The sequence below is a fragment of the Microbacterium sp. R86528 genome, from assembly GCF_044596335.1.
Taxonomy (GTDB): Bacteria; Actinomycetota; Actinomycetes; order Actinomycetales; family Microbacteriaceae; genus Microbacterium; species Microbacterium marmarense.
On sequence record NZ_CP138996.1, the window covers coordinates 1,318,010 to 1,337,754 of the forward strand.

18 protein-coding genes and 1 tRNA gene are annotated in these 19,745 nt (G+C 64.0%); 11 read left to right on the forward strand and 8 right to left on the reverse strand.

The genetic code is table 11. The features are described from left to right. Positions 1-107: 107 nt before the first annotated feature. Positions 108-3,131 (reverse strand): hypothetical protein, encoded by a 3,024-nt coding sequence (locus SJY18_RS06310; protein WP_396668754.1) that lies wholly within the window; start codon positions 3,129-3,131, stop codon positions 108-110. A gap of 137 nt (positions 3,132-3,268) precedes the next feature. On the opposite strand from SJY18_RS06310, the gene SJY18_RS06315 reads away from it, so the two are divergent. From SJY18_RS06315 to SJY18_RS06330, 4 genes are all read left to right on the forward strand, one after another. Continuing rightward, positions 3,269-3,344, forward strand: a tRNA-Met gene (locus SJY18_RS06315). A 411-nt stretch (positions 3,345-3,755) separates the two neighbouring features. Continuing rightward, a complete protein-coding gene (locus tag SJY18_RS06320; protein ID WP_396668755.1) occupies positions 3,756-3,995 on the forward strand; it encodes a helix-turn-helix domain-containing protein in 240 nt (79 codons plus the stop codon). Continuing rightward, positions 3,992-5,218: a type II toxin-antitoxin system HipA family toxin gene (locus SJY18_RS06325; RefSeq protein ID WP_396668756.1), complete on the forward strand. Its 1,227-nt coding sequence runs from the start codon at positions 3,992-3,994 to the stop codon at positions 5,216-5,218. The genes SJY18_RS06320 and SJY18_RS06325 overlap by 4 nt, the downstream gene beginning before the upstream one ends. 111 nt (positions 5,219-5,329) lie before the next feature. Continuing rightward, positions 5,330-5,713, forward strand: coding sequence for a YciI family protein (locus SJY18_RS06330; protein ID WP_396668757.1), 384 nt, complete (start codon positions 5,330-5,332; stop codon positions 5,711-5,713). Between the two features lie 146 nt (positions 5,714-5,859). Here the strand turns inward: SJY18_RS06330 and SJY18_RS06335 are convergent, their stop codons facing one another. From SJY18_RS06335 to SJY18_RS06345, 3 genes are all read right to left on the reverse strand, one after another. After that, positions 5,860-6,018: a hypothetical protein gene (locus tag SJY18_RS06335; RefSeq protein ID WP_337338526.1), complete on the reverse strand. Its 159-nt coding sequence runs from the start codon at positions 6,016-6,018 to the stop codon at positions 5,860-5,862. Position 6,019: 1 nt separating this feature from the next. Then, entirely contained in the window at positions 6,020-6,475 is a 456-nt protein-coding gene (locus tag SJY18_RS06340) for a DUF6325 family protein (RefSeq protein WP_337338525.1), read from the reverse strand. 136 nt (positions 6,476-6,611) lie between these two features. Continuing rightward, entirely contained in the window at positions 6,612-6,785 is a 174-nt protein-coding gene (locus tag SJY18_RS06345) for a hypothetical protein (RefSeq protein WP_337338524.1), read from the reverse strand. 204 nt (positions 6,786-6,989) lie between these two features. Between SJY18_RS06345 and SJY18_RS06350 the strand changes: the two genes are divergently transcribed. From SJY18_RS06350 to SJY18_RS06375, 6 genes are read left to right on the forward strand one after another with little or no spacing between them, the layout of a single operon-like run. After that, positions 6,990-7,685, forward strand: a complete 696-nt coding sequence (locus SJY18_RS06350) for a DUF1684 domain-containing protein (protein WP_396668758.1) — start codon at positions 6,990-6,992, stop codon at positions 7,683-7,685. 47 nt (positions 7,686-7,732) lie between these two features. Further along, complete coding sequence (locus tag SJY18_RS06355) at positions 7,733-9,223, forward strand: ABC transporter substrate-binding protein (RefSeq protein WP_396668759.1); 1,491 nt, start codon at positions 7,733-7,735, stop codon at positions 9,221-9,223. Between the two features lie 52 nt (positions 9,224-9,275). Further along, positions 9,276-10,238, forward strand: coding sequence for an ABC transporter permease (locus SJY18_RS06360; protein ID WP_396668760.1), 963 nt, complete (start codon positions 9,276-9,278; stop codon positions 10,236-10,238). A gap of 59 nt (positions 10,239-10,297) precedes the next feature. After that, complete coding sequence (locus tag SJY18_RS06365) at positions 10,298-11,089, forward strand: ABC transporter permease (protein ID WP_396668761.1); 792 nt, start codon at positions 10,298-10,300, stop codon at positions 11,087-11,089. Further along, complete coding sequence (locus SJY18_RS06370; RefSeq protein ID WP_396668762.1) at positions 11,086-11,898, forward strand: ATP-binding cassette domain-containing protein; 813 nt, start codon at positions 11,086-11,088, stop codon at positions 11,896-11,898. The genes SJY18_RS06365 and SJY18_RS06370 overlap by 4 nt, the downstream gene beginning before the upstream one ends. Then, positions 11,895-12,650 (forward strand): ABC transporter ATP-binding protein, encoded by a 756-nt coding sequence (locus SJY18_RS06375; RefSeq protein ID WP_396668763.1) that lies wholly within the window; start codon positions 11,895-11,897, stop codon positions 12,648-12,650. Before SJY18_RS06370 ends, SJY18_RS06375 begins: the two co-directional genes overlap by 4 nt. A gap of 56 nt (positions 12,651-12,706) precedes the next feature. On the opposite strand, the gene SJY18_RS06380 is transcribed toward SJY18_RS06375, so the two are convergent. The 3 genes from SJY18_RS06380 to SJY18_RS06390 form a co-directional block, all read right to left on the reverse strand. Continuing rightward, positions 12,707-13,804: an ABC transporter permease gene (locus SJY18_RS06380; protein ID WP_337338517.1), complete on the reverse strand. Its 1,098-nt coding sequence runs from the start codon at positions 13,802-13,804 to the stop codon at positions 12,707-12,709. Beyond that, positions 13,801-14,781, reverse strand: a complete 981-nt coding sequence (locus tag SJY18_RS06385; RefSeq protein ID WP_396668764.1) for an ABC transporter ATP-binding protein — start codon at positions 14,779-14,781, stop codon at positions 13,801-13,803. Before SJY18_RS06385 ends, SJY18_RS06380 begins: the two co-directional genes overlap by 4 nt. A 205-nt stretch (positions 14,782-14,986) precedes the next feature. Further along, complete coding sequence (locus SJY18_RS06390) at positions 14,987-15,997, reverse strand: glycerophosphodiester phosphodiesterase family protein (protein WP_396668765.1); 1,011 nt, start codon at positions 15,995-15,997, stop codon at positions 14,987-14,989. 155 nt (positions 15,998-16,152) lie between these two features. Here SJY18_RS06390 and SJY18_RS06395 point away from each other — a divergent pair, with 155 nt between their 5' ends. Next, positions 16,153-17,070, forward strand: a complete 918-nt coding sequence (locus tag SJY18_RS06395) for a Bax inhibitor-1/YccA family protein (protein ID WP_396668766.1) — start codon at positions 16,153-16,155, stop codon at positions 17,068-17,070. Between the two features lie 284 nt (positions 17,071-17,354). Here SJY18_RS06395 and SJY18_RS06400 read toward each other — a convergent pair whose 3' ends face one another. Beyond that, a complete protein-coding gene (locus tag SJY18_RS06400; protein WP_396668767.1) occupies positions 17,355-19,223 on the reverse strand; it encodes a glycosyltransferase in 1,869 nt (622 codons plus the stop codon). Positions 19,224-19,745: the final 522 nt, after the last annotated feature.

Genomic DNA, 19,745 nt, shown 5'->3' on the forward strand with positions numbered 1-19,745 from the left:
CAGCCAAGTGGTGTGTCCCGACGCGATGGCATCGGGACATACCACTTTCCTACGCCGCTGGAGGTCCGAAAACGTCACTTCGAGCTTGCTTCGGCTTGACCCGCGCGCTATCTACTAGGCGTCTGGCGCCCTTCACGGCGATGAATCGACAGCAGCAACCCGACGGCGAACAATCCCGCGCCGATTCCGGCGACCCACCATGCGGAGTCGAGAGGGATCTCAAGGAACGTTGTGATGCCGAGAATGCGAGACAGCGCCCAGGGCAGCAGCCCAAGTTCGTCGTTCCAGACGGTCAATGCCGTCTCGACGCCGACGAAGGCAACCACCGACGCGGGAATCATCAGTCCGGCACCCATGGCGGCTACGACTGCGCCGGTGGCACGACGTGCTCCGATCTGAGCGACCAGCGCCCAGCCGCCAGCGATGAATACCCAGCCGAACAGCGCGAACGCGATGCAGATGTACACGGTGCGCAACGTGGGATCGGTCCAGAATGTGAACCAGTAGCCACCGGGCCCGCTGAATGACAGCGCGAACAGCGTGAGCGCGCAGCGGAACACGATCGCGCCGCCGACGGCCGCCATCACCGGCCACGGTGAACGCCTGCCGACGAGAATCCGCACCACCAGCGCAAAAACCAGCCACGCGCCGAGCACGATCGCGGGGTGCGTCCACGACAGGAACGAGGTCTGCACCAGACGCGTGGCCACGAGCAGTGCGGCCGGAACCCCGATCATCAGCCAGCGGTCAAGCGGCAACATGCCGAGGGTCGACTCACGCGCTCGCCAGGGCCTGGTCGACGCCAGCCACGAGGCACGAGCCGCCGCCGCTCCGGGGCGCCGAACAAGCCGCGTGCGAGCGGCAAGAATGCCGATGAATACCCAAAGCAACGCGAGCAGAAGCAGGATGCGCGCAGTCCACGCCATAGCCGGGTCACGCTCGCCGCGCTCGACACCGAGTTGCGCCGGCGTCACGTTGTAAGACGGGTAGTCGATGTTTCCCTCGTATAGGGCGAGGTGCTGATCGGCGAGCGCGGTGAACTGAGCGCGATCGCTGACCCAGGCGTCGTACGACTCTTGAGAGAGAGTGTCGTGCCACTCGGCCTGATGCAGGAACATAGCGCGATATGCCGCGAGCATCTGGAGCGTGTTGCTCTCATAGTCGAGGGTGTCGACAAGGTCAGAGTGCATGGCAGGGTCATGCCAAGAAGCAGGAACCGTGGCGGCCACGATCTCGCGCATCTGCTCGACAGCGAGAACTGCTTGCTCGCCGAGCACGATCGCTCCATCGATTCCGACTTCGCTGTCGCGCACGATGGAGTACATGACGTCGAGCACCGCGGTGTCACCGGTGAGGATGTCCCACTCGAAGATCCACATCATGGGTGGGGGCTCGAGGCCGATGGCGAAGCCTCGCTGGTCGGCGAACGGCTCAATGTAGAGCCCCTGCTCGATGGCATCTCGCGAATGTGTCATCGCTTCGCTGATCGCTGTGATGGTCGCGGGATCATGGCTGAAGTACTCATACGCCCAGTCCGCGGTGACCTCAGCGACGTCAGTGCCAGGGTCGCGAGCAATCGCCGCGCCCAGCAGCGTATTGAGCTCATACAGCTCCCAGAAGCCCGCCTTGCCGTAGAGCGTCATCGGGCCCGCGCGCAGCGGACCGCCACCCTGCGCCCAGACCCACACGCCCTCGATCTTCGGGTTGGCTTCGAGCAGCTGCTGCATCGCCCATTGAAACTGCGGCCCGAGGTCGTTTGGGAATGCGCCGTAGTTTTCGAACTCGCGACGGCTCTGAAACTCGACGATGCGGCGTTGCTCGCCCTGCTCAAGCGTGTTGTTGAGCGGCAGCCAGCTGTAGAAGTCGCCGAGCACGTACTTGGTCGACACGATCAGCGCCGGCGAATCGAGGCCACCGAGTAGCTTCTCGTACGAGTCGACATCGGTGTGCATATCGCCGACTTCGCCGATGCCGACGGACCAGGTGCGAAAGATCACTTCTTTACCGCGCGTCTCTGCGTGGTCGGTGAAGGCGGTGAGCATCGTGCGCGCTTCGTCGACGTTCGTCACGCCGAGCTCGGAATAGTAGTCCCAGCCCTCGGCGTCATAGATCGCGCCCGCCTCACCGATGCGAATGAGCACGCCTTCGAGGGCGGGCACCGCTTGGTACATCTCGTCGAGTGCAGCGGTGTACACATCCCACATGGCTGGGTTCTCGGCGTCGGTGCCGCCGTAGTGCTCATCGAAGTAGTCGGCCAGCTCGGGTGTCAACGAAAGCATGTCGGTCGAGAGGAATAGCTTCACGCCAAGCTCTTCGGCACGTTCCCAGAACGGGGTGAAAGCCTCACGCAGCGCGAGAGCACGCTCGACGTGTGAATCGTCATCGTCATACACCGGGCCATACGGAGCAGTCTGCATAGTGACGTACTCGATAAAACGCCCCCACGTCATGCCGTTGTAGCCAAGAGCCACGACGTGTCTCAGGTGTGCATCCCACTCGGCGTAATACTCGTCGAGCAGGTCTTGGTCGACATATGGCGCTTCCGGAATAAGAGCGTCTTGGTATGAACCGCCCACGTGGGAATAGTTGGTGCCAGATTCCCACTCTTCCGGGTTGGCCTCAATGCCCACTGAGCCGGAATCGACCATGCGCAACGGAAGCCGCCACCTCATCTCTTCGCCGAGGGCGGCGGTGATCGGCTTGCCGGTTCGCACCGCCGCCGCCATGTCATAAAGACCGCGCGCGGCTCCCGCGGGGCTCGCTGCGTCGATGGTCAGCTCCGTGTCCGACCCGGTGAGCGTGTAAGAGTCGTCATCGAGGTCACCATCGTCGACAACATCGAAGGCGACGGATGCTGATCCCTCAGTTTCGACGGCTGCCGTAGCATCCATCAAATAGGCAGTAGCAGCGGCAACGCGCGACGAATCCGGCGCATCGACGAGGGTCAACTTCGGCGGGTCGACAGGCTCAGCTGCGGTCGCCACAACCGGAGCGGCAGGTTGCATCTGCGCGGACGGCTCTGTGCGAATCCCCAGTTCATCAGCGACAACGCTGCTCACTCCGAGACCTAGAACGAGAAGAACGACGACTGCGACCGCGGCGAAGATCCCGCGTCTTGTCGCCGTTGCCATGGATGAAGCATAACGGTCTGTGTCAGGCCGACTTGCGCACCCATTCGCGGCGCGAGACGACGTCACAGATCGTCGCATTCCGAAATCCCACGTCATTCATCCCCACGGCGGCGCGTTCCGTCGTAGCGTGGAGTTATCGCGGCGATCCGGGTGGTCCCGGGCTCCGGTTCATACCCGGAAGCGGTGCGGGTTCGACTCCCGCCGTCGCGTCCATCAGCGCGGGCGACATATTCTGGGGTCAAAGGGTATTTCCGACTTCCCCGCGGAGGTTTGAAAAGGCGATTTGCCACATTTTGCCCACACTTTTTGTGGGCACGCTTGTGCAGAAGCAGCGAGGCCGAGCGCTGCAACTTCGAACCTTCCTGTGGCAGCCGCGTACTCGAGCCCAGCCCTTCACTCGTCGGCGTGCCGCGTCGGCATCCGCGGCGGCCCCGGGCTTGTCGACAGCATTGCCGAAGGCCGACTCTGTAGACGTCGGGCGGGATCCTCGATCGACTGACTCGAGGCACGGCTATTACGAATTCGTAATAGCCTTCCCTTATCCGGAAATCGTAATATAGTAGCGCTATCCGGAAAATGTAATAGCGAAATACTATCCGGAAAATGTAATAGGAGGTTCGCCGCGTGGGTACTCAAACAACGACACTTCGATCGCCGGGAGACATCGGCCTTGCTCTCCAGCAAGCGAGACTCGAACGCGGACTCTCGCAGAATGCCCTAGCCCGAGAGCTCGGCATCTCGCAGCGCTCCGTGAGCGAGATCGAATCGGGGAAACCCACCATCTACATGCGCAAGGTCTTCGACATGCTTCGAGCCACAGGAGTCGAGCTCAGCGCGAAGTGGGATAACGGGAGTGCCGAATGAAGCTCGCCTTGGATCTATACGGCGTGAACGTTGGCCACCTGGAAGGTGTGGACGCTCGGACGTTCGACTTCGTTGCGACAGGCGACGCAACCGCAGCCTTCGGCGTGAATAGTCGGGTTCTTTCTGTCCTTATGCCCCTGACAAAGACGGTTTCGCGTCAGCACGCGGGACGCCGTCGAAATTGGTTCGCCGAACTGTTGCCAGAGGGTGACCAGCTGGACTACATGCTCGCGCAGAGCGCGATACGACGTGGCGACGTGCCAACTTTCTTGGCCAGGTATGGACGCGATGTCGCCGGCGCCCTGCAAATTTGGGACCTGGATGACCCTACAGAGCCACGAACGCCAGACATCCTCCCGGTAGACGCACGCCGAATTCGGGAGCTTCTTCAAGATCCGCTTGGTGCGCCGCTTGCTAACGCACCGGGCGCAGGGAAATCGTCGCTCGGGGGTATACAGCCCAAGATCGTCCTGGCGTGGGCCAGCGATGCCTGGCATCAGGCCCTTGGCGGATACCCATCGACTCACATCCTCAAGCCACAGATCGAGAAGAAGCCGACGGTCATCTTCGACGAAGAGTATGGTGCCCGCATCGCTCGCGGACTAGACCTCGCGCGTTTCGACACCCGGGTTGAGGAGTTTGACGGACTGCCAGCATTGGTGGTCGAGCGGTTTGATCGCGCTCACGGATTGCGGGTGCATCAAGAAGACTTCAACCAGGCGCTCGGTGCGGCCGGCAACCAGAAGTACCAGGAGATTGGCGGCGTCGTGAGCCTGCGCCGCGTCGCAGACACTCTCTACCGGTACGCGACCACCAGCGACATCGACAAGCTCGCTCAAATGACGACACTCGCCGTAGCGGTCGGCGACCTCGACATGCACACGAAGAACTTGGGACTGCTTCACCCTGCCTCCGGCGATGTGACGCTCGCGCCCGCGTATGACGTTGTGCCCATGGCACACCACCGCGATTCAGACGGGAAGATGGCGCTGGCAGTCAACAAGAAGTACCGTCACTCGGAAGTCACTCAAGACGACCTGATAGCGGAGATGCAAACTTGGGGGGTACGCCGACCAGAGCAACTCGTGCAGACCACACTCGAGCAGTTGTTCGAGACCGCCGAGCGTGAGCACCCGCTCGAAGGTGCGCACCCGCCATTGCGAGAGGACGTCCTCCGCTTCACTCGCAACTTGATTGAGGGTCGCGCCGTCGGAGGCGAGTGAGCACGCTTCGGCTGGGGTTAAGATCAGATTTTGCGCGACTGGCGGTATGGTCTGTCCGTTAGGTGAGCCGAAGAGCCGCGACATGGCTCTCGTTCCGATGAGGAGAGAACATTGCCGAAGTATCTGATCGCATTCAACGATGAGTGGGTGCCCGCGCACACCCCCGACCAGCTGCGCAGCAAGAGCGAGGCCTCGTCTGCACTGCTCGAGGAGATGAAAGAGTCCGGTGTCTTCCTCTATGCGGATGGAGGGATCGATGCCTCGACGGCGGTTTTCAGCGTCGTGAGCAAGGACGGGAAGGCGGTCTTCACCGATGGGCCGTTCGTCGAGTCCAAGGAGCACCTCGGCGGCTTCACCGTCGTGGAGGTCGCCGACGATGAAGCCGCGCGGTACTGGGCCGGACGGCTGGCCGTCTCGCTGGACTGGCCGCAAGAGGTGCACCGGTTCCCCTCCGACATCGCGGAGATCGTCGAACGGCACGCATCGGAGTCGTGACCGAGTCCGCCGTCGAGGATGCGATCACGCGCGCCCATGGCGAGGAGTAGGCGCGGCTGGTCGGCGATCTCGCCCGCTCGCGAAGAGGGCTAGAGCCTCGCCGCCCTAGCCCTCTTGCTACCTCGCTGACCTACTACGGCCGCCTACTAAAAGCGGCGACGTCGGCGGGGGGTCACCGCGGCGCCGACAACGGCAGCCTTGGCAACGGGCGCCGGGCCCGGCTTGATTGCAGCGCCGACAACGGCGGCTTTGGCGACGGGTGCGCCGATAACTGGACGACGTCCTACTCGTGCGGCTCTGAGCATGTCATTCTCCTGCTGTCTCGAGGGTGTCTGCTTCGATCGAAGCAATGATGGCTTGGATAGGAATACGGCCGTCAGCGATGAGCTGTCCGCCCGCGCGACGTGCAGCCGATGCGAACGGTGCAGCCCAAAGGTTCTCGTAAACGAGCACGCCAGCGACAGTTCCTGGATCCATTGCCGCTGCCAAGTGGGCAACGTCGTCAGCGGCCAGGAGTTCTGCAAGCTCCGCCTCGATCTGCACCAGCGGCCCGAGGTTCTCAATATCCGACAGCTCGACGGCGTCAATCTCGCCGTTTTCATCTTTGGTCAGCACCAGCATGTCTACGACGCGTATCGTTCCTGCTTCAACGAGCTTGACGAGCTCGTCTGCCATCTCTCCGTTGAAGCTTGAGCTGCCTTCCGGAAACTCAATAATCAGGTAGTCGACGGGCCCATATTGGTCCAGCTCGCTGGCGGTCATCGAAAAGCTCCTCATATGTAGCCGTGCGGTGTGGTTCTGACCCTACGGGCGCACACCAACGAGGGCATCATGCGATCAACATGAAGGTAGCGTCGTGACACCGCCAAGCCAGGGCGGCCTCGAAGCGAGCGCGAACCTAGCGCCGAAAAGTGCGCTTCAGTCGGGCGACGATACGACTCGTCCATTCGTCGGTGAACTCGTTCGACAGTTTGAGAGTCTCGTCGCTCACGTTTGCGCCGTCGGCCACTGCCTTCATCACCTCTTCTGCGCGTTGCTTGCGCGCAGCTGCGGACTCCTCGGGGGTAGGCATGGCATCACGCTAACACTCGCATGTGAGGCCGAGAGGCGGTCATCGGCAGCTGGGATTGGTTCTGCGCTCGCATTGCAAGGGCCGCGCTGTCGCCTTATGTGACGAAAGATTTCATTGCTCGGGAATACGCGCCTTGCCCAGCGCCTTTGCTTGCGTGATGGTCGCTGCGCCGTCCACCCCGCCCACCAATAGATTGCTTTCACCATGCCTGCCACCTCTCACTCCGCCTGGCGCGAACAGCGCGCACGCGCGGTCACCGCTCCGACCGGAAACCTGGCGCTTATCGAAACCCGCTGGACTGGCGCAAAGCCCGATCTCGCCGCAGAACGAGCCGCTTCGGCAGCCACCGTGACAGTCACCGAGCTCAAGCGCACCTCGCTCGAGAGCGGTGAGATCGAGCACGGGCTTCGTCGTTGGGATGCTGATTCGCCGGCGATCCATGCGTTCGAGCGCATCGACACGTTTGAGTACGACGAGGCCTGGGTGATCAGCGGCGAGTTCGTTCCCGTCTCGGGCGAACGCACCGTGCCGTTCGAGCACATTCGCGACAACGGCAGCACCCGCGAACTTGTCGTTCCGGGCGACATCACCGTAGAGATCGCTGGCGAGCAGTTCACCGTCGCCGCCTTCGACGATGGTGGAAAACTGTTGCTGGTCTTCGGTGATGCAACCAACGGCTCCGAGACCTACGCGCCCGGACGTTTTCTGTTCGTTGACCGTCCTGCGGGCGACACCGGGTTTGTCGAGCTCGACTTCAACCGTGCGTTCGTGCCGCCATGCGGCTTCTCGGCACAGTTCAACTGCCCGCTGCCCCCAGCATCCAATCGGTTCCCCTTCCCGATTCGCGCGGGCGAGAAGAACGTCGTCTTCGGTGACGACTTCGACATCTACACCGCCTGATCGATCACGCATTTCGACCTCCCCCGCACCACTACTGGAGTACCCGCATGAAAAAATCTCTGCTTTCTGTGTCTGCCCTCGCCGTGTCAGCCATCGTGCTGGCCGGTTGCAGCTCGTCTGGCGGCACCACCGACGCCGCTTCTGATGACGCCACCATCTTCGTCGGTTCGCTCTACGAGCCGCAGAACCTCAGCAACACCCAGGGCGGCGGCCAGGGTGTGACCGAGGCGCTCAACGGCAACGTCTACGAAGGCCTCTACAAGCTCACCGACGGTGGCGAAACCGAGCCTCTGCTGGCCGACAGCGTCGAAGTCAGCGACGACGGCCTCACCTACACGGTCACCCTGCGCGATGGCGTGACCTTCCACTCTGGCGCTGAGCTCACCTCGGCTGACGTGAAGTCGAGCGTTGAAGCTGTCATCGCTGAAGACTCGCAGTCTGCCCGCAAGTCGAGCTTCGGCCCGATCAGCGAGATCACCACCCCCGACGATCAGACTGTCGTGTTCACGCTGTCAGAGCGTTCGATCTCGTTCCTGTACAACCTCACCTATGTGTGGATCGTCGGTCCTGAAGCGAGTGTGGATGCTGCCGATGGCACCGGCCCCTACACCCTCGATGAGTGGCGACAGGGCTCGACGCTGACGCTCGATCGTTGGGACGACTATGCCGGCGAGCCCGCCTCGAACGCCGAGGTCGTTTTCACCTATTTCACCGACGCCACTGCCGAGAACAACGCCTTGCTCACCGGCGAGGTCGACATCGTCACCAGCATTCAAAGCCCTGACGCACTCGCCCAGTTCGAAGACAACTCTGACTTCACGGTGAGCGAGGGCACCTCCACCACCAAGGAGCTGCTCGCATTCAACGACCGCGTGGCACCGTTCGATGACGCTCTGGTGCGCAAGGCTGTCTACTCGGCGATCGATACCGAACAGCTGCTCAGTGCAGTGTGGGGTGACTACGGCACGCTCATCGGCTCGATGGTGCCCCCGACCGACCCCTGGTACCTCGACTTGACCGACGTGAACCCCTACGACCCCGAGCTCTCGGCCGAATTGCTCGCCGAAGCGGGTTACGAAGACGGCTTCACCTTCACGCTCGACACTCCCAACTACGACCCGCACCCGGTCGTCGCGGAGTTCTTGCAGTCACAGCTGGCAGAGGTCGGCATCACCGTAGAGATCAACACGATCAGCGCCGACGAGTGGTACACGAAGATCTTCCAGGAGCGCGATTTCGACGCGACCCTGCAAGAGCACGTGAACGACCGCGATGTCGTCTGGTATGGCAACCCCGACTTCTACTGGGGCTATGACAACGCCGATGTGCAGCAGTGGGTTGCTGAAGCTGAGCAGTCTGAGACGATGCTCGGCCAGACCGAGCTGCTGATGCAGGTCAACCGTCAGATCGCCGAAGACGCCGCCAGCGTGTGGCTCTACCTCTACCCGCAGATCGTCGTCGCCGACAGCGATTTGAGTGGCTACCCGGTCAATGGCTTGAACTCGCAGTTCTACGTCTACGACATCGTCACTTCCTAGCTAGTGTCGGGGTGGGCAGCCCACACGCTGCCCACCCCAACTCCTCTTCCTTATGCGCGCCTACCTGCTTCGCCGATCAGCTTTCCTCGTGCTCTCGCTCGTGGTGGCGATGGTCGTCATCTTCGTGCTGCTTCGACTGCTGCCCGGCGACCCCGCAAACGCGCTCCTGTCGATCGACGCGACACCCGAGCAGATCGCCGCAGCGCGCGCACAGGTCGGCTCAGACCAACCGGTCTGGCAGCAGTTCGCCACGTGGGCCGGTCAGCTGCTGCGCGGCGACCTGGGCGAGTCATACATCAGTTCGCGCGAGGTCGGTCCAGAGATCACCGCCCGCCTGGGAGTCACGATTCCCCTCACCCTGATGTCCTTCGCTCTTGCGCTCGTGCTGGCACTCGTGATCGGCATCACCGCCGCGGTGAAAGCCGACCGTTGGTACGGCGTCGCGCTTTCTGGGTTCTCGCAGCTGGGCGTCGCTGTACCGGTGTTCTGGGTGGGTGTGCTGCTGGTGTGGATCTTCGCACTCCAGCTCGGCTGGCTGCCATCTGGCGGGTTCCCGCGAGACGACTGGGAAGACCCCGCCGATGCGCTGCGCTCACTCGCGCTCCCGATCATCACGATTGCCATCGTGATGAGTGCCTCTCTGGCACGGTACGTGCGCTCGGCCACCATCGACGTATTGGGCAGCGACTACCTGCGCACCGCCCGCGCCGGCGGGGCAAGCATGAACGAGGCGCTGTTGAGGCACGGTGTGCGCAACGGTTCTGTGCCGGTGATCGCGGTGCTCGGCATCGAACTGTCGACCACGCTTCTGGGTGCAGTCGTTGTCGAGAGTGTCTTCACACTTCCCGGTCTGGGCAGCATGCTTCTCACCGGAATCGAACAGCACGACTTCGCGAACATTCAGGGCGTGCTGGTGATCAGCACCCTCTTCGTCGTCTTGGTTGGCTTCGCCGCCGACATCGTGCAACGCGTGGTCGATCCTCGGCTGCGCGCGAGCATTGCGGGCCAGCGTTGACCGCCGCGATCGAAGTGCCCACCGCCGCGCCATCTCGGCGTCGGCGCAGACCAACGCTGATGATCGGCATCGTCTTCACAGCAATCGTCGTCGTGATGGCGGCGATATCGCTGTTCTGGCTGCCCTACTCGCTCACCGACATCAGCGGCGGCAGGCTCAGCGCACCCAGTGCCGAGCATCTGCTCGGCACCGACCGTCTGGGCCGAGACCTGCTCTCGCAGCTCATGGTCGGCGCTCGCATTGCCCTCACTGTCGGTGCGGGTGCAGTGCTCATTGCGGCAGTGCTCGGCACCGCGCTCGGCCTCGCTTCAGCGTTCGCTAGGCCGTGGCTTGACGATGCGTTCTCGGCTGGCCTTGATGTCGTGATCGCTTTTCCGGTGCTCTTGCTGGCGATGCTGGTCGTCGCCGTGCAGGGTCCGTCGCTCGGCTCAGCCATACTGGCCATCGGCCTGGCGATGTCAGCGGTGATCGCTCGCCTCACCCGCATTCTGGCGCGTCGTGTTCTACAGGAGCAGTACGTCACCGCCGCGCGCACCAGCGGCACCCGCACGAGCGGAATCGTGTGGCACCACATTCTGCCGAACATCGCCCCTACGCTCGCCGTGAGCCTCGCGCTGCAGTTCGGTGTCGCGGTGCTCGCCGAGGCGAGTCTTTCGTACTTGGGCTTGGGGGCGCCGCCGCCCAACGCGTCTTGGGGGCGCATGCTGCAAGAAGCCCAGGGCACCGTGCTCACCGCCCCAGTGGGCGCGATCGCGCCCGGCATCGCGGTGATTGTGCTCGTGCTTGGCGTCAACTTTCTCGCCGACGGTCTGCGCGACTTCACCGACCCGACGAGGAGGCGAAGTCGATGAGCTTGCTGAAGGTCAGTCACCTCACCCTGCGCGCCGGGTCTACGACGCTCGTCGACGATGTGTCGTTCACCGTCAGCGCCGGCGAGCGCCTCGGCCTGGTCGGCGAGTCAGGCTCGGGCAAGTCGATGACCGCGCTTGCGGCGCTAGGACTGTTGCCTGACGCGGTGACGGCATGGGGTTCGGTCATTCTTGACGGTCACGAGTTCGTCGGCACTTCGGATGCTGCTGTTCGTGGCCTGCGCGGTTCGGTGGCGAGCATCGTGTTTCAAGAGCCGCTCACTGCGCTCAACCCGCTCATGCGTGTCGGCAAGCAGATCGCCGAGCCGCTGCGGCGGCACCTGGGTCTTCGCGGTGATGCTCTGCGCGCGGCAGTTACCCAAGGCCTCGCCGATGTGGCATTGGAAGACCCGCGCATCGCTCGCTCGTACCCACACGAACTCTCGGGCGGGCAACGCCAGCGTGTCGCGATCGCGATCGCCCTCGCGGCGAACCCGAGGCTGCTGATCGCCGACGAACCGACAACGGCTCTCGACGTCACTGTGCAAGACGGCGTGCTGACGCTGCTTGAGCGACTGGTGGCAGAGCGTGGGATGGCGCTGCTGTTCATCAGCCATGACCTTGCTGTCGTGTCGCGCATGGTCGAACAGGCGCTCGTGCTGCGGCAGGGTGTGGTGGTCGAAGAGGGTGCGGTCACTCAGCTGCTTCGCGCGCCTCAGCATCCCTACACCCGTGCGCTCGTCGACAGTGCGCGCTATCTCGACGCCGCTCTTGACGTGCCTCGCTCAACAACCGGGGAGGCAACGCAATGACCCTGCTCGCTCTGCAATCGGTCGGCTTCTCGTACGCGAAGACACCGGTGCTCGATGACGTCTCGCTCGCCATAGCCCCGGGAGAGGCGGTCGGTCTTGTGGGAGAGTCCGGCGCCGGAAAGTCGACAGCGCTGCGACTGCTCCTCGGCCTCGACTCCCCCAATACCGGACGAGTCATCTTCGATGGCGAGTCACTAGATCGGCGCAACCGTCGCCTCATGCACCAGTTTCGGCGCAGCGTGCAGCCGGTGTTTCAAGACCCTTACTCGTCGCTCGATCCGCGCCAGCGCGTCGACCGGATCGTGAGCGAACCGCTGCGCTCGCTGCGCATCTCTTCGGGCGATGCGGCGCGAGACGCCGTGACGACGGCACTCTCGTCTGTCGGCCTCGACGCCGACGCGCAGCGGCGATACCCCCACGAATTCTCGGGTGGGCAACGCCAGCGCATCGCCATTGCGCGCGCGATCGTGTCACGCCCGCGTGTGCTGTTGGCAGATGAGCCGGTGTCGGCGCTCGACCTGACCACCCGCGTGCAGGTGATCGATCTGCTCGCCAGCTTGCGCGCAGAAACCGGCCTCGCGCTCGTCATGGTTTCGCACGACCTCAGCGCGGTAGCTGCCGTGTGTGAGCGCACCGCAGTGCTGCGCGGCGGTCGCATCGTCGAACAGGGCGCAACGGCTAAGGTGCTGAGCGATCCCGAGAGCGACTACGCCCGCACGCTTATCGCCGCAGTTCCGCGGCTTCCGGTCTGATTACAGCTGCGAGAGCGTTGCGCAGGCACCTGCGACACGGCGCGGCGGCTCGCGAACTACGCGATGCGCGTGCCTGGCGGCAGCTTGCGCGCGGGTGTGCGCGTGCGCGCCCAGGCCCACCACAGCAGCGCGGCGGCCAGCAGCATCTGCAATGACAACCCGACAAACCAGCTCGGCGTGCTGCCCTCGATGGTCTCTTCGGGCGTGGGGTAATACTCGTCTTGATAGGGCGCACACCCATCCCAGACATGTTCGAGCTCTGGCGGTTGCTGCGCCGAACGCACTCCGAGCTTGACCTGACCGAAGAGGTCTTCTGGGTAGCCCTGCGCGTTGAACGTCGTCGGCGTCGCATCGGCAAGGATCACGAATGGGTTCGCCGCCAGCATCCACCACACGCGGTCAAAGCGCGGCACGCTGTAGGTGTAAGTTTCCCACTCCGAACAGACTTCCCCGATGTCAGGGTTGCACGGGTATGCCTCGCTGGGCACTTCGCCGGGATAGCAGGGAAACTCGTCGCCGTCAGGCTGCGGGTATTCGGCGTAACGACTCGAGTTGGTGGCCTCGGACTGCACCGCGAATCCCACCAGGCTGAACGCGATGAGGGTTCCCACGGTGAGCGCAGCGACGACGAGATAGGTCGCCGCGACCGAGAACAGCGGCCGCGCCAGAATGCCGCTGAGCCCGACGCCGATTGCCGCGACCACGCCGATTTCGAGAATCATCACCGCGAGCGACACCATAACGGTCAGCGGGTGCGACTCGCCTATCAGGGTGGCGATGATCAAGAACGGCACCGAGACCAGCACGAACGCGAGGCCGGCAACCCACGCCGCTAAGAACTTGCCGATCAGAATCTCGCCGGTGGTTGCGAGCGTCACTTGAACGGGGGCAAGCACGGCAGCATCCCGATCGCCATTGATGGCGTTGCCACTCAGCGTCGGTGAGACGAGCACGACCAGAAGCAGCGTGATGTAGACGATTGTCGAGAAGATCCACTGGCCCGGCTCGGGCGCCCACGCCAGAGCGACGAACGACAGCAGTGTGACAATCAGCAGCACTGCGGCGAATATGCCGAGCAAGACATACCAGGCGACGCTGCGCGTGCGTTGAATCAGTTCCAGGCGAATAATCGTGCCGAGTCGGGCAGCATTCATGACGAGCGCTCCTCACCAGAATCGGTGGATGCTGCCCCTTGCGCGGGTGGCACCCCTTTGCCCAAGTCCAAGAAGGTGTGCTCGAGGCTGCCCTGAGCAGCTGCGAACTCTGCCACCGGCAGTCCGGCTTCGACCAATCGCCGCAATGCCCCTGCCGCGGCATCATCAGAGATGAAGGAAACAAGCACGTCCTTGCGCTCTGTCACCACCATGGCGGGGTCGGCGTCAAGCGCTGCAGCGATGCGGTCCCGCGCTACGCCGGCCTCAACGTCGGCGAGGCGCACCCGCCAGGTGCGAGCACGCTTCGCGGCAGCGGCAACCCGGCGCGAGTCGACCGTTTCGCCTTCGAGCATGAACACCGCGTCGTCGACGACCTCTTCAAGCTCGGCGAGAACGTGGCTCGACACCAGGATGGTTCGCCCCTCGGCAGCGAAGCGACGCAACAGCACCCGCAGGTCGATACGCGCCTGCGGGTCGAGACCCGACGCTGGTTCATCGAGCAGCATCACCCGCGGGTTGTGCACCAGGGCGCGGGCTAATCCGAGCCGTTGCTTCTGGCCGCGCGACAGCACGCGCGCCGGGGCGGTAGCAAGGTCGTCGAGGCCGACTTCGGTCAGCAGCGCTTCTGCTCGTGTTGTGGCTTGCTCTTTCGTCATGCCATACAGTCGCGCCGTCACTTCGAGCGTCTCGGTGCAGTTCAGCGAGTTCCAGGCGCCGAGTGCGTCGGGCATCCAACCCAGAATGGCCCTGACTCCCTGGGGGTCCGCGATGGGGTCCATGCCCTCGATGCGAATCTCTCCCGCGTCGGGCGCCAGCAGCGAAGACAACATCAACATCAACGTCGTCTTGCCAGAGCCGTTGGGGCCCACAAGGCCCGTTACCCGTCCCGGGTGCACCTCGAGCGAGACGTTGCGCACCGCGGCCACCTCGCCGAACGAGCGCCTGATGCTGTGGGCCACTATGCCTGGAATCGTCACCGTCTCACCCTAAGACGAGTGGGCGCGAATGGCACAGCGCAACAAGCTTTACGCGTCGGGTTGGATGCTCGCCGGGCGCCAGGTCGAGCGACGCTGACGGCGCCGACCGGCACCTATCGCGGCCAAGAGACCAGCAAACGTCTTGCGAAACATGCCCCCATCGTGGCGAGGGCAGGTGAACGAGCGGAAAACGTCGACCTACGGCTCAACGACGAAAGAACGAAACTCCCAGATCAGGATGATCTACGAAGACACCGTCGATGTCAGCATCCCGAATCATCGCCCACTCAGCTTCATAGTCTCCAAAGTCGGCAGGCCCGCCCTTGGTGCGCACCGAACGCGCGAGAAATTTGTTCTCGGGTCGGCAAGTCCACGTGAACACGAGCAAGCCACGCGCGTGCGCGTCGCTGACAACATTTGTCGGGCCGCTCAGTCGCCCGAGTTTGTCGGGCGCCAGAATCATGCGCTTGTCGACGCTGATGCCGTCAACCCGGCCGGCGAGCGCATCGAGTCCCTCGGGTGCGGCAGTCTGCTGATAGGTGATCGCAGACTTTCCCTCGGTCGACGCCAGGTCGAACGGTCGGCCAGATGATTCGAGCAGATATATGAAGGATGCCGCGACGCCCCGCCGCTGCAGGTCGAACAACACCGTCGACTCAAACGACTCGATGGTGAGGGGCAACTCTCCACTTGCCCAGCCAGCGTCGGCGAGTTCTGCTGCGACAACCTCGCCCATATTCCACCCCAGCGATGCGAAGTAGGTGGCATGTTTCACCTCGAGCACCACCCCGATGCGGCGCCCATGCTCGCGCGAGCCAGCGCGCACCAGGTCGAGCACATCGCGCAGGCGGAGCACTGGTTGCGAATCATCAAAGGTGGCGCTGGCGGGGCGAATCTCGGCGAGCCGCTCCCGGCAGCGCAGGGTTGAGAGTTCATTCCAGGTGAAGTCTTCGGTGAACCAACCTGTCAGCGCCACCCCGTCAATGCTCTTCGTCGTGCGCCGGTCAGCGAACTCGGCGCGGTCGGCGACGTCGGTTGTGCCCGATATCTCGTTCTCGTGCCGCACCACCAGCACCCCGTCACGAGAGAGCACCACGTCGGGTTCAACAGCATCCACCCCCATCGCGAGGGCAAGGTCATACGACGAGCGGGAGTGCTCGGGGCGGTATCCGGGCGCGCCGCGGTGTCCGATCACGAGCGGGTTGCGGCGAGGCACCCGTCAAGGCTAGCTGGCGCGCAGCCCCGGTCTGATGCTGGCTGTGCGCTCATAGCGCACTCCCAGCCATACGGGTGATACACACGCCATAGTCCGATATCGTTGACTTCAGCACCTTTTTGGCGTCTATCCCACAACTTTGGAGTGTGAGAGCAGTGGCCCTCAACAACCCCGCATTCAATGACCCAGCGTTCCAAGACAAGAACGCTGTGAAGACTTACCCGGGCGGCTCGAGCGCCGCTAACCTCGGCATCCAGACTCAGTTCGCTGCGACGCAGCACGCGGGCACGAACGCTGCAGCCCAGGCTCACATGGAGGGCATGTACGCAGCCCCCTCCGCTGGATCGATCGAGACCCAGCGCATGTCCGTCGAAGACACTGTCGCCAAGACGGTTGGCCTTTTCGCTGTTCTGCTCATGACGGCCGTTGTCGGCTGGATCTGGACGATGGCCCCCGTCACCGCACAGAACCCGAACCCTTCGGTGCTCCCGTGGGTCATCGGCGGTCTCGGTGGCTTCGTGATGTCGATGGTCGTCATCTTCGGCTCGCGCAAGAAGATCCGCCCCGGCGCGATCTTCGCGTACGCCGCTCTTGAGGGTCTCTTCGTCGGTGGGATCTCGGCGTACTTCGAAATGCTCTTCCCCGGCATCGTCGTTCAGGCGTCGCTCGCAACCTTCTCGGTTGTCGGTGTCACCCTGGCGCTCTTCGCCAGCGGCAAGATCCGCGCGTCGAAGAAGGCCACCAAGGTCTTCATGATCGCGATGATCGGCTACCTGGTCTTCTCGCTCGTCAACCTGGGCATGATGTTCTTCGGTGCCACCGACAGCGCCTTCGGCCTTCGCAGCGAGCCCAGCTTCATCCTCGGCATTCCGTGGGGTGTCATCATCGGCGTCTTCGTGGTCATCATGGCGGCATACTCGCTGGTACTCGACTTCGACTCGATTCAGCGCGGTGTTCGCAACGGCGCACCCCGCCAGTACGGCTGGATGGGTGGCTTCGGCATCATGGTCACCGTCGTGTGGCTTTACGTCGAGATGCTTCGCATGATCGCGATCATCCGCGGCAGCAACTGATCTAGCACCGCATACGAACGGCCGTCCAGCTTCTGGGCGGCCGTTCGTCGTTTGTATCGGGCTCGCTGATGCGGGCTGCATGGGCGCGGCGAGGGTCGTCAGTCAGCGCGCCGCAGCAGTCGTAGCTAACGCGACACGAGGGTCATCAGCGAGCGAGCCGCAGCACTCGCAGTCAACGCGACACGAGAGCCTCAGCCAGCGAGGCGCAGCAGTCGCAGTTGAGGCGACACGAGAGCCTCAGTCAGCGCGACGCGAGAGCCTCATTCCGCGCGTCACCAGGGTCGTCAGGGTGCGCGCCGCGAGGGCGTCGCGAGCACGCGCTCCAGCACGGGGACCAGCGCACGAGTCACGGCTTCCGGCGCCAACCGTCGACCCTCCTCGATTGCACGAACGGCCAGAGTCCTGCGGCGCTCGTCGTCGCTCAGCAATGCGATGACGGCGTCAGCGAGTGCTGCCACGTCGCCGGGCGGCACCAGCACTCCCGCATCGCCGATCGTCTCGCGCGGACCGTAGCGAACGTCGAACGAGACCACGGGAAGCCCCCGAACGAGCGCTTCGGCAATCGACAGCCCCTGTCCCTCATATGCCGTCGAGACGAGCATCAGCGCGGCACGCGAGAAAGCAGCGTCGCGATCGTCAACGTGTCCGTGGAGAGTGATGGATGCTGCCAGGCCAAGCTCGTCGATCAGCTTGACGATCTGCTCTCGCAGCGGGCCATCGCCGTAGATGTCGAGGTGCGCGTCGGGCACCTCGACAATCACCCGAGCCCATGCATGAACCGCGAGGTCAACCCGCTTCTGCGCCGCTATGCGGCCGAGCATCACTACTCGGTGCGGATCGGTGGCGCCTCGTTGCAGGTCAGTGGCAGCGGTGCGCGGATCGATCTCGCCAGCGCGGGGTTGGAGCAAGTCAGCAGCGCTCGAACCAGCGCCGTGCTCCGCGTGTGCGTTCGCGCCGTTCTCCGCATCCACCCCAGCACGGTGCCCCACATTCGCGGTCCGGCCAACGCCGTGCTCCACGTGCGCACTAGCGCCGTGCTCCGCGTGTACGGTCGTGCCGTTCTCCGCATCCGCACCAGCGCCGTGCTCCGCGTGTACGGTCGTGCCGTTCTCCGCATCCGCACCAGCGCCGTGCTCCGCGTGCGCACCAGCGCCGCGCTCCGCGGGTGCGTTCGTGCCGTTCTCCGCATCCACCCCATTCGCGGTCCTGCCAACGCCGTGCTCCACGTGCGCACTAGCGCCGTGCTCCGCGTGTACGGTCGTGCCGTTCTCCGCATCCGCACCAGCGCCGTGCTCCGCGTTTGCGGTCGTGCCGCGATGCGCATTGGCGCCAACGCCGGGCTCCACGTGCGCACCAGCGCCGTGGCTGTGCATCTGCTCGACGGGGTTCGGCACGACCGCGAACGTGTCGCGAGCGCCGAACCGTGCTTCAACGTCTGCGCGCTGCGCCGCGGTCGGCCACAGTACGGCGTCGAAACGATTGATCACGTCAAACCAGCGGGTCCACAGGCCGTTTATCGCACCGTTGGGGTCTTCATACGGCGGCTCTAGGTGCGAGTTGTGCACCGTGTGGATGATGCGCACGTGCGGGTCGCTCCACCCGGCGATCAGCTCCCCTAGTTGTCGCGACTCGCAAACGACCACCACGATTCGTTCTGGGTCTTCTGCGCGCAACCCGGCCACGACGTGTTGTAGCCAAGTGAGATAGAGCGCACCAAAACCGCCGGGAATCACTCCGTATCCGTGGACCACCACCGCGGCGTCGGTCAGATGCCAGTCGGGGTCACCGGCGATCACGGGAATCGAGAGCACGGGGCCGGTATTTTCACCCGCGATCTCACGATATTCCACACCAATGGCAGGTTCGCCCGACACCGCTGCCGCTCGCAACCACAACGGGTCGGCGAGTGCGTCGTCGAAAAGGTTGCGCATCCGGTCCACCGATGCGATCTCACCGCGATCGGCAAAAACCCGGCGGTGTTCGGCATGCGCCGATGGCGCTGCCGGGTCGAGCGTCAACAGCAGCGGGGCGGTAGCGCCAGCATCCTGAATCGAACGAGCGCGCGCCAGCGTCGCCACGGTATACCCACCGTCGAGTCCGGGCACGAGCCTGCTCGAAAGCACAAGGTAGGCAGCGTCAGCGATTGCGGTCACGCTTCCATCTTGCCTGTTCGCCCCGCGCTGCCTGCACCCCGCGCGCAGCAATACCTGGCGCGGGCGACACCCGGTGCGTAGCATCACCCGGCGCGGCCGACACCCCGTGCGTAGCATCACCCGGCGCGGCCGACACCCCGTGCGTAGCATCACCCGCGCGGGCGAAACCCGGCGCCATGCTTCGCCGCGCGGTCTGGGTCCGGTCTCGGTCTCGCGACCCGCACACAAGCGCGCCGGCCACGCAAAACGGCCGGGCATTTCAAAAGAACGCCGCCAAACGGCCCGTTCCCACGGCGTGTCACGCAATCCCCCGGCCGTTCCACACCTCCCCCAGACACAAGACACGGCAACACCCCTTCGCGAGCACCACCGCACACCCCGTCGCGAGAGCACCACCGCACACCCCCTCGCGAGAGCACCACCGCACACCCCCTCGCGAGAGCACCACCACACACCAACCCGCGTCAGCTGCTCACGCAAAACGGCCGGGCATTTCGAAAGAACACCACCAAGCGGCCCGTT

Coding starts and splice junctions, on each gene's coding strand:
- SJY18_RS06310 (WP_396668754.1), bottom strand. CDS start 3,131: ATGGCAACGGCGACAAGACGCGGGATCTTCGCCGCGGTCGCAGTCGTC.
- SJY18_RS06325 (WP_396668756.1), top strand. CDS start 3,992: ATGAAGCTCGCCTTGGATCTATACGGCGTGAACGTTGGCCACCTGGAA.
- SJY18_RS06335 (WP_337338526.1), bottom strand. CDS start 6,018: ATGCTCAGAGCCGCACGAGTAGGACGTCGTCCAGTTATCGGCGCACCC.
- SJY18_RS06340 (WP_337338525.1), bottom strand. CDS start 6,475: ATGACCGCCAGCGAGCTGGACCAATATGGGCCCGTCGACTACCTGATT.
- SJY18_RS06345 (WP_337338524.1), bottom strand. CDS start 6,785: ATGCCTACCCCCGAGGAGTCCGCAGCTGCGCGCAAGCAACGCGCAGAA.
- SJY18_RS06350 (WP_396668758.1), top strand. CDS start 6,990: ATGCCTGCCACCTCTCACTCCGCCTGGCGCGAACAGCGCGCACGCGCG.
- SJY18_RS06355 (WP_396668759.1), top strand. CDS start 7,733: ATGAAAAAATCTCTGCTTTCTGTGTCTGCCCTCGCCGTGTCAGCCATC.
- SJY18_RS06360 (WP_396668760.1), top strand. CDS start 9,276: ATGCGCGCCTACCTGCTTCGCCGATCAGCTTTCCTCGTGCTCTCGCTC.
- SJY18_RS06365 (WP_396668761.1), top strand. CDS start 10,298: ATGATCGGCATCGTCTTCACAGCAATCGTCGTCGTGATGGCGGCGATA.
- SJY18_RS06370 (WP_396668762.1), top strand. CDS start 11,086: ATGAGCTTGCTGAAGGTCAGTCACCTCACCCTGCGCGCCGGGTCTACG.
- SJY18_RS06375 (WP_396668763.1), top strand. CDS start 11,895: ATGACCCTGCTCGCTCTGCAATCGGTCGGCTTCTCGTACGCGAAGACA.
- SJY18_RS06380 (WP_337338517.1), bottom strand. CDS start 13,804: ATGAATGCTGCCCGACTCGGCACGATTATTCGCCTGGAACTGATTCAA.